This is a genomic window from Ornithinibacillus gellani, from assembly GCF_003730295.1.
GTDB classification, from domain to species: Bacteria; Bacillota; Bacilli; order Bacillales; family Amphibacillaceae; genus Ornithinibacillus_A; species Ornithinibacillus_A gellani.
In genome coordinates, this window is sequence record NZ_QTSZ01000053.1 from 83,799 (window position 1) to 98,059 (window position 14,261).

Annotated in this window: 11 protein-coding genes; 7 read left to right on the forward strand and 4 right to left on the reverse strand. The window is 41.0% G+C overall.

Annotated features, from left to right (window positions below; translation table 11 throughout):
• Positions 1-36 precede the first annotated feature (36 nt).
• From DX933_RS17895 to DX933_RS17910, 4 genes are all read left to right on the forward strand, one after another.
• On the forward strand, positions 37-1,920 hold the full coding sequence (locus DX933_RS17895; protein ID WP_123317801.1) for an ABC-F family ATP-binding cassette domain-containing protein: 1,884 nt from the start codon (positions 37-39) through the stop codon (positions 1,918-1,920).
• 132 nt (positions 1,921-2,052) lie between these two features.
• Positions 2,053-2,997, forward strand: coding sequence for a DMT family transporter (locus DX933_RS17900; protein WP_123317802.1), 945 nt, complete (start codon positions 2,053-2,055; stop codon positions 2,995-2,997).
• 114 nt (positions 2,998-3,111) lie between these two features.
• Positions 3,112-3,798, forward strand: coding sequence for a TerC family protein (locus tag DX933_RS17905; protein ID WP_190279591.1), 687 nt, complete (start codon positions 3,112-3,114; stop codon positions 3,796-3,798).
• Positions 3,799-3,958: 160 nt separating this feature from the next.
• Complete coding sequence (locus tag DX933_RS17910) at positions 3,959-4,630, forward strand: hypothetical protein (protein WP_123317803.1); 672 nt, start codon at positions 3,959-3,961, stop codon at positions 4,628-4,630.
• Between the two features lie 65 nt (positions 4,631-4,695).
• Here the strand turns inward: DX933_RS17910 and DX933_RS17915 are convergent, their stop codons facing one another.
• From DX933_RS17915 to kynU, 4 genes are all read right to left on the reverse strand, one after another.
• Positions 4,696-6,051 carry a sodium-dependent transporter gene (locus DX933_RS17915; protein WP_123317804.1) on the reverse strand — a complete coding sequence of 452 codons (1,356 nt, stop codon included), beginning with the start codon at positions 6,049-6,051 and terminating at the stop codon, positions 4,696-4,698.
• A gap of 76 nt (positions 6,052-6,127) precedes the next feature.
• Positions 6,128-6,970, reverse strand: coding sequence for a tryptophan 2,3-dioxygenase (gene kynA / locus DX933_RS17920; protein ID WP_123317805.1), 843 nt, complete (start codon positions 6,968-6,970; stop codon positions 6,128-6,130).
• 253 nt (positions 6,971-7,223) lie between these two features.
• On the reverse strand, positions 7,224-7,853 hold the full coding sequence (kynB, locus tag DX933_RS17925) for an arylformamidase (protein ID WP_123317806.1): 630 nt from the start codon (positions 7,851-7,853) through the stop codon (positions 7,224-7,226).
• Complete coding sequence (kynU, locus tag DX933_RS17930) at positions 7,853-9,124, reverse strand: kynureninase (RefSeq protein ID WP_123317869.1); 1,272 nt, start codon at positions 9,122-9,124, stop codon at positions 7,853-7,855. The genes kynB and kynU overlap by 1 nt, the downstream gene beginning before the upstream one ends.
• Before the next feature lie 539 nt (positions 9,125-9,663).
• Here kynU and DX933_RS17935 point away from each other — a divergent pair.
• The 3 genes from DX933_RS17935 (at position 9,664) to DX933_RS17945 (ending at position 14,221) form a co-directional block, all read left to right on the forward strand.
• On the forward strand, positions 9,664-11,256 hold the full coding sequence (locus tag DX933_RS17935; protein ID WP_123317807.1) for a Na+/H+ antiporter NhaC family protein: 1,593 nt from the start codon (positions 9,664-9,666) through the stop codon (positions 11,254-11,256).
• Between the two features lie 110 nt (positions 11,257-11,366).
• The gene (locus tag DX933_RS17940) at positions 11,367-12,542 is read left to right on the forward strand and encodes an LL-diaminopimelate aminotransferase (protein ID WP_123317808.1); all 1,176 of its coding nucleotides are present in this window, start codon (positions 11,367-11,369) and stop codon (positions 12,540-12,542) included.
• A gap of 5 nt (positions 12,543-12,547) precedes the next feature.
• Positions 12,548-14,221: a thiamine pyrophosphate-binding protein gene (locus tag DX933_RS17945; protein WP_223806039.1), complete on the forward strand. Its 1,674-nt coding sequence runs from the start codon at positions 12,548-12,550 to the stop codon at positions 14,219-14,221.
• Positions 14,222-14,261: the final 40 nt, after the last annotated feature.

Here is a 14,261-nt window from a genome sequence, read left to right on the forward strand (position 1 = left end):
TGATATATACGTAATTGGAAATGAGGCAGGGTCACTATGTTAACAGTGGAAAATATAACAAAATCCTATGGAGATAAGGTGCTGTTTCGCTCCATATCCTGTACGATATCTGGTCGGGAACGTATTGGGTTGATTGGAGTAAATGGTACTGGGAAGTCGAGCTTTCTAAAGGCCATTGCAGGAATAGAGAAGCCAGAGGAAGGATCTATTCACCACCCGAAAGATTTTCGTATTGAATATTTGGCACAGGATGCTGCGCTGGATCCTGCCCTTCGTGTTATTGAGCAAATTTACTATGGAGATTCAGATATCATGCGCGCCATGCGAAATTATGAAGAGGCGCTTTTAAACATACAGACAGATGGTGACAATCCTGCGGCACTGGAGCAATTGATGCGTATGCAGCAGGAGATGGATGTATTGGATGCCTGGGACGCTAATACAGCTGCGAAAACCGTATTGACCAAGCTTGGTATTACACAATTCAATCAATATATTCATGAGTTGTCTGGCGGACAGAAGAAGCGCGTAGCTATTGCTAAAGCATTGATTCAGCCGGCAGATTTATTGATTTTGGATGAGCCAACCAACCATTTAGATAATGAGACTGTTGGCTGGCTGGAAAAATACCTCGTTAGCTACAAGGGTGCACTTTTACTTGTAACCCATGACCGATATTTTCTTAATCGGGTAACCAATCGAATTTATGAGCTGGATCAGGGGGAGCTCTTTACCTATGAAGGAAATTACGAACTGTTTTTGGAAAAAAAAGCGGAACGAGAGGCACTTGAAGTTAGTAGTCAGCAAAAGCATGCGAATACGCTGAGACAGGAGCTCGCTTGGCTGAAACGTGGGGCAAGAGCACGCTCTACGAAACAAAAAGCTCGTATTGAACGGATACAGGATATGCAGGAGCGTACTTTCCATACAAAACAGGAACAGGCTGCATTTCAAACGGGGTCCAAACGCTTAGGTAAAGACGTCATACAACTGGAATCGATTTCGATGTCCTTCGGAGAAAAAGAATTGATTCGTGATTTTAGTGAACTCATTATACCTGGTGACCGAATTGGTATTATTGGTCCAAATGGATCTGGAAAAACCACCCTGTTGAACATCATGGCCGGACGTACAACACCTGATCAAGGAGAGCGAAAGGTTGGCGAAACCGTACAAATCGGTTATTATACTCAAGGTGAAGCAGAATTAGACGGAGAACTGCGCATCATCGATTATATCAAAGAAACGGCAGAGGTTATTCATACCGCAGATGGGGATGTGATCACTGCGGAGCAAATGTTGGAGCGCTTTCTTTTCTCACGTGCGCAGCAATGGACGTATATTCGGCGTCTGTCTGGTGGCGAAAAACGGCGCTTATATTTATTAAAAGTGCTCATGACCGCACCCAACGTATTATTTCTGGATGAGCCGACAAATGATTTAGATACACAGACCTTGGGTATCTTGGAAGCATATTTATTACACTTTCCAGGTGTGGTGATTACGGTATCACATGATCGTTATTTTTTAGATCGGATTGCTGAGCGGTTACTCATATTCAACGGATCTGGTACTATTGGTCGCTATCTTGGAAGCTATAGTGAATATATTGAACAGCAGGAACATGCAGTCGAACCAGTCCATACGATGAAAGAAAAACGGTCTGCCATGGAACAACCAAAGCAGAAGAAAAAATTATCCTATCAGGAAAAAAGAGAATGGGAATCAATTGAAGACGAGATTATGTTGTTGGAGGAGCAAGTGGAACAGCTGCAAGTAGCGATAGCAAACGCAGGTAGTGATGCAGAAAAAGTCCAACAACTTTATGCGGAACAGCAGCAGGTTGAGGAACAATTGGAGGCAAAAATGGAACGCTGGGAAGAGCTTTCCTTGCTTGTTGAATCACTTGAAAATAGCTAAAGAATAGATGATCGTGCTGCATGTAATCCATGGAACATGCAGCATTTATTATGGTTAAATATGTGAATAATAGCACAGGCAGAGAAAGTTAGCTTTGCCGTGCGCTATGCAACTCGGGAGTTGACTGAAAACATGAAGGAAATATTAACTAGAAAATGGATTGTGATTAGCATTGCCGTTTTTTGTTCAATTTTATGGGGAAGTGCTTTTCCTGTTTTAAAGGTGAGCTATACGGAAATGCAAATGGCTGCTGAAGATACAATTGCCAAAATTGTCTTTGCTGGCATACGTTTTTTAATGGCTGGACTTTTGTTGTTACTTGGCTTGCTTTTTACCCAAAGAAAAGCATTAAAGGTCACGAGGCGACAGCTCGGATTTTTAGTTATTTTCGGTATTGTACAAACGGCATTACAGTATTTCTTTTTTTATAATGGACTTGCGAATACTTCCGGTATGCAGGGGGCTATTCTAGTCTCAAGCGGAACTTTTTTTACGGTTATCTTAGCGCACTTCTTTTATAAAAATGATCGTATGAATAAAGCAAAAACAATCGGACTTATCGCCGGGTTCGCGGGGATTGTTGTGGCCAATTGGGGACAGTCCTTTCAATTTAGTTTTCAATTTAATGGAGAAGGGTATATGATTTTGGCGGCATTAACTGGTGCAATTGGAACAATCATGGCTAAAGAAATGGCAGTTGGCATTCATCCTTTTGCATTGACCGGCTGGCAGCTAACCATTGGTGCGTCCATCATGCTTGCAATTGGTTTGCCGCAAATGCAGGAAAATGCCATGGTGTTTACACCGCTTGGTTGGGGACTCTTAATCTACTCTGCTTTGCTATCAGCGGTCGCATTTGCACTTTGGTATTCGATTTTGAAATACAATAAAGCGGGCGAAATAAGTATTTATAAATTTATCACACCTGTTTCAGGTGCGGTGCTATCTGCGATGTTTATTGCGGACGAGCATTTCAATGGCCTAATTTTAGCAGCATTAGGTCTTGTGGCAGTAGGCATCATTGCGATTAATTATAAAGTGCCGACAAAGCGCAACATACAAGCAAATCTTAAGTGATTACTGCAAAAAGGGATAGAAAACATGTGTATTCCAATACTAATAAACAACTATCCATGATAATCAAATCAACTTGTGAAAACATGAATCCATTGGGAAGGTGGCAACCTAAATATGCTAGGAATTGAATTTACTTCGGAAGCGTTAATCGCTTTATTAAAAATTATAGCTATTGATATCGTACTATCTGGTGACAATGCAGTCGTTATCGCAATGGCAACAAAGGGACTGCCAAAAGAGCAGCAAAACAAAGCGATATTTATTGGAACAGGCGGCGCGGTTATTCTTCGGATATTGTTTGCGGTTGTGATTGTATACTTATTGAAAATTCCATTCGTCCATTTAATTGGTGGTTTATTATTATTATGGATTGCTTACAATGTGCTAGTGGAAGACAAGCAGGAAAAAGAAGTACAAGCTGCGGGAAGCTTGATGAAAGCAGTAGGAACCATTGTTGTCGCTGATGCGATTATGAGCTTGGATAATGTGGTTGCAATAGCTGGCGCTGCATCGGGGCATATTAGTATGATTGCAATTGGAGTTGCTGTTAGTATTCCAATTATGATATTTGGGTCAAAATTAATTGTCCGTATGCTTGATCGTTATGCTTGGATAGCCTATATAGGTGCTGGTATTTTGGCCTGGACTGCGGGGGAAATGATTACTGGGGACCAGTTCATGGTTGATTTATTCCATTTTCGTAATGGTCCTGTCGAATATGTGTTTATTGGATTATTAACATTCGCTGTTCTTTTCATCGGCTATATGAAAAATAAAGCGAATGTGCAAGTAAAGAATTAAATTCATCTGATGTAGGAAAGATAAGACTGTCGAATGGTTTCGATGTGCTTATCTTTTTTTATAAAAAATGTTCATAAGGATTATCTTTCATGTTTATCGAAAGTATCAAATTGGGAATAGCATAGGTATATGAAATGTACGGAAATGGAGGCAGATTGGATTGAAATTATATCAGGCGCGAAAGGGACAGTTTGTGTTTTATAAAAATGAATTGCATAAGGTATATGCTGTCAAACCGATGTTTAAGAACTCGATTCATTTATATCGGTTAAAGGATATGCAACAAATTTTAACGAAGGCAAGCGAAATTGAGCTGCATCGCCCGGCACATCAGGATACATTTATTTTTTACGGGAAACGTTATACTTTAGATCAAAGTAGACGTCCAGAAGTAGGAGATTATATTTTAATTACAAAACCTGCACCAGAGTTTCTGGATCATTACTCCTTAAATGAAATCGAAAAGGTACAACGAGTGGAAAATGGAAATGTGGTTACGACAAAGGATAATGGTGTAAAGCATCATGAATATGTCGTAATGGTGCCGGGAAGGCAAGAAGGAAGCAGGGAAATTGCCTATTATGATAAATCGCTCGTGCCGGAAGAACAACAAATTCAAGATGAATCCATTTCCTATTTAACAGATAGTGATAATGATATGAAGCCGATGGTTGGTGACATCTACATTGATATAGATGCACATGTGAAGGCAATGATTGTTGCCATGACCCAAGATGAAGTGATATTTGGTCATGGAAAGCAGGTTCATATTGCAGAGCTTCTGAATGAGGATGCGTTTGAACTCGTTTATCGTGTCGAGGAAAATATATAATATAAAAATAAATGCTGCCCATCAGACCTGAGACAGGTTTTAAAGGGCAGCATCTTTTTGTTTATTTAATTGTTATTACCGATAATTCCAGTGGAGCTTAAGAGCACAATAATGATGGTTACAGGTACAAGCCAGCGCATCAATTGATACCACATTTGAAATACAGCTGGTGATAAGCGATTTCCCGCCAAAAATTCTGTTTCCATGAAAGTTCGGTCTAATTTAAAAATGATAAATAAAGCAATCATGAAGCACCCAACTGGTAGCATGATGTTACTTACCAAAAAGTCACTTGCATCAAAAACAGTGTACTTAAAAATGTGAAAATCAGCTAGACTGCTTGACGATAACGCGGCAGGAATTCCAGCCAAAAACACAAGAAATCCAGCTATCCAAGCTACATGTTTACGAGAACGTTGTTTTTTCCCTTCCGTAAATGTAGCCGTTATAATTTCCAGCATACTGAACGAAGAGGTAAGTACGGCAAACAAAAACAAAAGGAAAAACAAGCTTAGGAATAACTCACCGAATGGCATTTGTGCAAATGCTTCCGGTAATACCATAAATAATAAACCAGGTCCTTCCGTCGGTTTGAGGCCAAATGAAAAGACAATAGGGAAAATTGCAAGCCCAGCTAGCAGGGAAACAAAAATATTCATGATAGAAACAGATACTGCTGCACTTGGCAGACTAGCTTTTTTGTCCAGATACGAACTATATGTCACCATCACCGATATACCAACAGCTAATGAGAAGAAGGATTGTCCCAATGCATAAAGGACAGCTTCTGCATTTAACTGTGAAAAATCAGGCTGCAGAAAAAATCTTAAGCCCTCTGCCGCACCTTCAAAGGTTAGTGCCCGTATTACTAAGACGATGAAAAAGATGAACAAAAGTGGCATTAATATTTTGCTTGATTTTTCAATACCATCCTTAATACCAAAAGAAATAACGATGATATTAATAAGCATAAATAATGCAAAGCCTGTGATTGTAATCCAAGGACTTTCTGTAACTGTCATAAACAAAGCAGCATAGTCCGCTTGATCACGAATGACACTGCCGATAATGGATAGGATGCTGTAAATGAGTACCCAGCCACCGACGACACTGTAAAAAGACATGAGTATAAATGCGCCAACTACACCCCATTTTCCAACGAAAGACCAATGACTTCCAGGGGCAAGTGCACGATATGCGCCAACTGCTTCTTTTTGTGATCCTCTACCGATGATAAATTCTGCAATTAAAATGGGTAATCCAATTAATATGGTAAACAGGATGAACAGAAGAAAAAATGCGCCGCCACCATTCATACCTGTCATATAAGGGAATTTCCAAATCGCGCCTAAGCCAATTGCGGCTCCGGCCGAGGATAATATAAAACCGAACTTTGTTGCCCATTGTTCCTTTTTCTGCATGGTTTTTCCTCTCATTTCTGAAAAAAAGTAATGTTTTTTCAGTATAGCATGTTGTTATTTGAAATACATACTGTAATTAGATTTTAGTGCGAATTTCCCATAGTTCAGGGAAGAAATAATGATCAAGCACTTTTTTCAAATAGCCGACACCAGAAGAGCCGCCTGTTCCTTTTTTATGTCCAATGATTCGTTCTACTGTTTTCATATGACGGAAGCGCCATTGCTGAAACCAATCTTCAATGTCAACGAGCTTTTCTGCCAGCTCGTACAGACTCCAATATTGGTCAACATTTTTGTAAACAGTCATCCATGCCTGTTCGACACTTTCATCCTTTGAATATGTTGTAGAAAAATCTCTATGCAGGACTTCTTCATTGATGTCAAACCCTTCACGTGCAAGTGCATGAATGGCTACATCATATAAGCCTGGACTTTGATATGCTTCTTTCAAAATGGCATGAAGTTCCGGGCTTTTTTCATATATTTTTAATATATATGGTGTTTTATAGCCGAGGACAAATTCCACTAGGCGATATTGATAAGATTGAAAGCCAGATGCATTCCCAAGTTTGTCTCTGAATTCCATGTATTCAGCAGGTGTCAATGTTGATAAAACATCCCAAGCCTGAATAATTTGTGTTTGGATTTTGGACACGCGGGAGAGCATTTTAAAGGATGCCTGAAGCTCATTATTCTTAATTGCTTCAATAGCAGCTTGAATTTCATGAATGATAAGCTTTAACCATAGCTCACTTACATGATGAATGATAATAAAAAGCATTTCATCATGATGATCGGATAAACGCTTTTGACTGGAAAGCAAGGTGTCCAATTGCAAATAGTCACCATATGTCATTTTCTCAATAAAATCTGTATGGATTCCTTGTTCATTTTTAAAAGTCTGTTGTTTGTGATCCATTCTCCGTTCCCCCTAACATAGTTTGAAAGACATTTTTTCTTTTCATGATGGACGAAATCGGGCACAGTCGATTTCTGTAAATCATTGTCGCGCGCCACCCGGGTGAGGTGGTGCATGGCATGCCGAAAGTCGCGCGGCAACCGGATAACGTTGTACGGCCTTATTCAGCCTACACTTTGATAGTATAAAAACACGCTAGAATGCCAACGAAGTAGAAATTGATATCCATCCGTTTCCTCTATATATCATGCAGCTATTCAATTGGTTTTATGACGGCTCTTACTGGACTACCGTCAGCGCCAGGGATGGCGAGGGGCAGTGCAATAAGCTCGTAGTGTCCTGGTGCCACATTATCCAGCATAATGTTTTCTAAAATATATATATCATGTTCATGTAGTGCGTGGTGAACAGCCAGTTCCTTACTATCTAGCGGATCAACGGAGGGCATGTCGACTCCTAATAGTTTTACGCCTTTTGCTGCTAATAATGGAATCAAATCAGGATCCAAAAACGGGATGCTGTTTGGAAATCGTTTTGGGTTATTTGGCAAGGACGTTTTTAGTAAAATGCGAGACACAGACTTTGCTTCCAGTAACGGTTTGACGTATGCTGCATTGATTTGGTCTGTACCAGTAACATCCAAAACGATTGCTTCACCAATATAACGGTTGATATCCATTTGTTCGATGGTCTTGGCATCATTATTAAAATGAAATGGAGCATCTACATGTGTTCCCGTATGTACACATCCAGCAATCTCACCGATATTAACAGATCCAGTCTGTCTCATTGTTGCAGATAGCTTGAATTGAAACGGCTGGACACCTGGCCAATGGGCGATGTCGTTGGTAAAAGGCTGGGAAATATCGATCCAATTGGTCATTAGGCAATCACTCCTCGTTTATTTTCATATTGCATATATCTTTTTTCTTCCATAATTATTTTTAAAATTTGAACCATGCGCCATACTTCTTCAAAAGTGTTGTAAAGTGCAACAGGAGCGAGTCGAATGCCGTTCGGTGTGCGAAAATCTGGAATTACACCGTCTGCTTTTAATGCCTTACAAATTCGCGCTGCTTCTGGATGCTCAAGAAACACATGCGCGCCACGGCTTTTTTCATCGCGTGGATTCGCCATATGAAAACCGAAGTCAGTAAGTTCTGTGTCCACTAACTTCATTAGATAATCTGTTAGCAGCAGGGATTTTTTGCGAATGGCTTCTATGCCTGCTTCCTGGAATAATTGCAAGGATCCGAGCAGGGGAGCGGCACTTAGTACATGTGGTGTTCCGATTTGATATGCACCTGCATCTTCCGCTTGGGAAAGCGTATGCTCCATATCAAATTGTTTGTCTTTGGCAGAACTAAACCATCCTGCTAAACCTGGGTGCTTGCCAAAATGCCGCTTATGCACGAATAAACCACCAACGCTGCCTGGGCCCCCATTTAAATGCTTATACGTACACCAGAAAGCAAAGTCTACATTCCAGTCTGATAGCTCATGTGGGATAGCTCCGATAGAGTGGCAAAGATCAAAGCCAATAAGGATACCTCTCTCATGGGCGGCGGCTGTTAATTTTTTCATATCCAAAATTTGGCCACTACGGTATAAGACACCTGGAAGAACAACGAGGGCAATTTCATCCGTCATGCAGGCAATAATATCTTCTGTCTTTAATGTATTACCATCTTTGGATTTTACTTGCACAAGATGTGTTTCGGGATCCAAGCCTTTTAACCGTAATTGGCTTTTTAATGCATAGATATCTGAAGGGAAATTCAACTCATCTGCTAATATTTTTGTCCGGTTTCCTTCTGGTTTAAAAAAAGTTGCAGTCAACTGATGCAAATTTGTTGTAGTCGAACCTGTTATGATAACTTCATTTGCTTTTGCACCAACTAAATGTGCGGATTGTTTTCCAAGCTCCTCGGAAAGATAAAACCATGGATGTTCTCCTTCTGACCAACCATCAATCGCATATTGCTTCCAGGAATTCATTAATGCCGATACTGCTTGCTCTGCACGTTTGGAAAATAGTCCAAGTGAATTACCATCAAAATAAATGGTTTCCTCTGTAACATGAAATTCGTTACGAAAGGACTGGAGGGGATCTTGTTCGTCATATTTTCTTGCTTGTAATTGTTGTTCATTCAACACGCTTCACCTCTATATTCGTTATGTAGAATCGGCCGACTTCATCAATCAATCAAGAAACAGATGGTCCATTTCACATATAAAAATGGAATACGCAATTTTCGTTTTTTATATGAATCGATCGCCTGCTATTATTCTATTCTATATCCTGCTCATTTGTAAAACACCGTTTCGCAATAAAAAGCCACCTTTTCTTGATCATAAAAGGATTGAGCCTAGTTTTTATCACAGATTAACTGGCTGTAAACCCCCTGTCAATAATTTTTGTTGATCAAATGAATTGTAAGCCCCCCACATCAAGCATTTTTATTGATAACAAGCATTGTGAGTGTTGGGTCAACAGCCAGTAAAGGCCTGATTGGTTCAACTAACAATCAGTCGGGAAAGTGCGAAAGCCCGACTGATTGAAGTTTCACTTTATAAATAAATATCCTTCTAAAAGAGGGATTTTACAAATAAAATAGAATAATAGAAATAATCAATCATGTTGTCTGATTTAACTACAGATGCGTGGTTGAAATAATAAAGGAGGTTTTATCATGGTAGATTCCATTTGGTCACTCGTTCCTCCGTTACTAGCCATTATCATGGTACTCATTACGAAGAGAGTTCTTCTATCACTTGGTGTAGGGATTGTTGCTGCCGCTTTCTTTATTGCAAGCTTCCAGATATCTGAATCCCTTTTGCTTATTTGGGAGTCATTTCGGGATGTTTTTGTGGAGGAAGGTGGCTTAAACACCTGGAATGTATTTATTCTATTATTTGTCTTGCTGCTTGGGATTATTACAGCGTTGATCAGCATGATGGGTGGGACTCGTGCATTTGCTGATTGGATGATTAAGCGTGTGAAGACTCGTGCGGGGGCACAGCTGATGACGATGATACTCGGAATCGTTATATTTGTAGATGATTATTTTAATAGTTTAACGGTTGGTCAGATTGCTAAACCAGTGACAGATAAACATCGGGTGTCACGAGCAAAGCTAGCCTATATTGTCGATTCCACATCAGCACCGATATGTGTTATTGCACCAGTATCCAGCTGGGGTGCTTATATTATCGGGCTTATTGGTGCTGTGTTTGCCACACATGGCGTGACGACTCATTCTGCTTTAGGTGGTTTCCTGGCGATGATACCAATGAATTATTATGTCTGGTCAGCGCTAGGAGTTGTCCTTGTGATTGCACTGACGAACCGAGAATACGGGCCAATGAAGGTGCATGAGGATCGAGCCATCCAGACTGGGCAAGTGCTTGATCCAGAAACGAAGGAGCAAGTAAATGCGGAAGAAAAACTCCCGGAGAGTAAAGGTGGGCGTGTCGGTGACTTGGCAATTCCAATTATCTTTTTAGTTGTTGGTGTATTAGGGTCCATCTATGTTTCTGGATATCTTGCTGCAGGAGATGATAAATCGTTCATTCAAATTTTTGGTGAAGCAGATGTAGCATTAGCCTTGCTCTGCGGAGGAATTATTGGTTTGATTGTAACCTTATTATTATTTAGCCGCCACCTAAAAGCTGGTGAATTAACAGGTAAGCAGCTTGGCGCAGGATTCAAAGAAGGGGCAAAATCGATGCTCCCAGCGTTTGCGATATTAATCTTTGCTTGGTCCATATCCAGTCTTATTGGCTTACTTGGTACGGGAGCTTATTTAGCTGCCCTTGTTCAATCGTCCAATCTATGGATTGGTCTGTTGCCGGTGTTGGTATTTATCGTTGCTGGCTTTATTGCATTTGCAACGGGTACATCCTGGGGATCCTTTGCACTGCTTTTACCAATTGCTGGTCAAATAGCAGCCGCAACAGAGGTGGAGCTCATATTGCCAATGCTTGCTGCTGTTCTAGCTGGGGCAGTATTTGGAGACCATTGCTCGCCGATTTCTGATACGACAATCCTATCATCTACAGGTTCCAGCTGCCCGCATATTGATCATGTGACAACACAGCTTCCCTATGCATTTACAGCAGCCTTTATAACTGCACTTGGTTATCTTGCATTTGGATTGGTCGGTCATGTCTGGGTCGGATTAATCGTCGTCGTCATTTCGCTGGTGGTATTATTTTTGTACTTGAAGCGGACACCGGAAACATTGGCAGCTGAGGAAACACAGCCAAAAGCAGGAGAATTATAAAAATCAGTTTATTTTGATTTCCGATAATCATTGAAATTGTCAAACGGGTCATTTATACTGATGGTAGTTCCGTGAAATGGCGTTTCATATAGTGGAATAGGAGGATGCGGATGACATTGATATCGAGTAAGATAAGTCAATTGCCGCCTTATTTATTTTCCAAGATTCATCAGAAAAAGGAGGCACTGCTTGCGCAGGGTGTGGATGTGATTGATTTGGGAATAGGTGCACCTGATTTACCCACGCCATCTTTTATAATTGAACGATTAATGGAAGAGGTACAAAACACCGCAAATCATCGATATGCACCCTATGAGGGGATTGAAGAATTCAAACAAGCAGTTGCCGCCTTTTATAAACAGCATTATGCTGTTGAATTGGATCCGAAGACAGAAGTCCTTACGCTGATAGGCTCCAAAGAAGGGATAGCCAATTTCATTCAGGCTTCTATTAATCCAGGTGAAAAGGTTATTATTCCTGATCCGGGTTACCCAGTCTATCGTACTGCAGTTCATTTAGCAGGTGGCATCATAGTTGATTTGCCTCTAGATGAAAATAATGGATTTGTGCCCCGATTTGATCAGCTGTCCGATTTGGATAAAGCGGAGAGCAAGCTCATGTTTTTGAACTATCCAGGGAATCCAACAGCTGCAACAGTTGAATTAAACACTTTTTTGGAAGCGATTACATTTGTGAGAAAACATGATATCTTGATTGCAAATGACATGGCATATGATCTGGTAACCTTTGGAGCATACCAGGCACCGAGTATTTTACAGGTGCCTGGTGCCAAAAGGTATGCCGTGGAATTTGGTTCCTTGTCAAAAAGCTTTAATATGACGGGGTGGCGTATTGGATATGTTGTCGGAAATTCGGAAGTGATTCGTGCTTTGGCTACGCTTAAAAGCAATATTGATTCCAGTCAATTCATTCCGATTCAAAAGGCAGCCGCAACTGCATTGCAGAGTGATTTGGCAGTTGTATCCGAGAACAATCGGATTTTTGAAGCACGGATGGAATGTCTGCATCGTGGACTACAGGAGATAGGAATTGAAGTTGCGAAGCCACAAGGAACAATTTTTCTATGGGCTAAAGTACCGGATGGTTTCACGTCCATGTCTTTCGCTGAAAAACTATTGCAGGAGGCTGGGATTATTGTTACTCCTGGAGTAGCATTTGGTAAAAATGGGGAAGGCTATTTTCGCATTGCATTATCCGTGACAATGAAACGCCTGCATGAAGTAATTGAACGCTTAAAACGAATGGATTGGAAAGGAGGAAACTAGCACATATGCATAAGCAAATACGTGAACAGCAGCAATCCACTATGACAGCGGCACAAGCAATCGTGGCATGTATGAAATTAGAAGGCATTGCCAAGGTGTTTTGCGTTCCTGGTGAAAGCTATTTACCAGTATTGGATGCATTATACGATGAGTCATCCATTGATGTCATTTCTGCGCGCCATGAAGGTGCTGCTGCTTTTATGGCGGAAGGGTATGCCAAATGTACATTAAAGCCTGGAATTGTTTTAGCGACTCGAGGTGTTGGCGCAGCTAACTTATCTATCGGTGTGCACACAGCCTACCAAGATTCAACGCCAATGGTCATTTTCTTAGGCCAGGTTCATCGGAGATTCCGAGGAAGGGAAGGTTTTCAGGAGGTTGATTTAGATCAATTTTTTCAACCGATAACAAAATGGGCTGTTGAAGTGAATGACCCGGAGAGAATGCCGGAAATTGTTCAGCGCGCATTTCGCATTGCGCAAACAGGGCGACCCGGTCCAGTAGTCGTATCGTTGCCAGAGGATGTATTACCAAAAGAGGCATCGATGGTTTTTGGTCCACCCATAAGACGGTCAAAACCGGCACCGTCAAATTCAGAAATGAAGGATTTGGAGCTGCTTTTATCAACAGCCCGTACACCTTTACTTATTGCTGGAGGAGGTGTAAAGCTTTCGGGAGCGGAAGAACAACTTGTGCAGACGGCAGAAAAACTTAGCATACCAGTAATGGCCGCATTTCGCAGACATGATGTTTTTCCAAACCAGCATCCATTATATGCTGGACATTTAGGGCTTGGTACAGCAAAAGAAATACTCGAAACTGTTCAAGAAGCAGATCTTATCTTAGCAGTTGGCACAAGGCTGTCAGAGGTTACGACGCAAGATTATCAGCTCATCCAGCCAGAACAGAAATTGGTGCATATAGATATTGATGATCGCACGCTTGGAAAAGTATTTCATCCGCATCTTGGTATCGTTGCTGATGCACAGGAAGCGCTCTCCGCTTTGAATGCCTTGCCTATAGATGTGCAATGGCATAATTGGTCGGAGCGGGCAAATGAAGCATATGTATCGGGGAGCAACATGCCTGCAAGTGATTCGAGTACAATTCAGGATCAAATCATTACAAGCATCATGGAGCGCGTACCAGAAGATACCATTTTTACAAATGATGCAGGAAACTTTGCTGGTTGGTTACATGCTTATTATCGATTTACTAAGAAGCATACATATGTCGGTCCTACCTCTGGTGCAATGGGGTATGGCCTACCAGCCGCAATCGGAGCAAAGCTAGCAAACCAAGAAAAAAAGGTGATTGCAATGGCTGGTGATGGTGGTTTCATGATGACTGTTCAGGAGCTGGAAACTGCAGTCCGCTATGATATTCCAATCATTGCACTCGTATTTAATAATCGCATGTATGGCACCATTCGTATGCATCAAGAAATGCATTATCCGGAGAAAGTCATTGCAACAGACCTTGGTGATGTTTCCTTTGTGGATATGGCCAAAAGTCTTGGAGCAGACGGGACATATGTCTTAACGATAGATGACTTTAATGAAGCACTTGACCAAGCGTTAACGAATAATCGTCCGACAGTTATTGAAATCATTATCGGTAAAGAACAAATATCAGTGACTTCAACTATTGAACAATTGCGAGAACGTGCGCAGCAATAACGCATATTCATTTTCACGCGTATTATATTCTGGGAGGTAA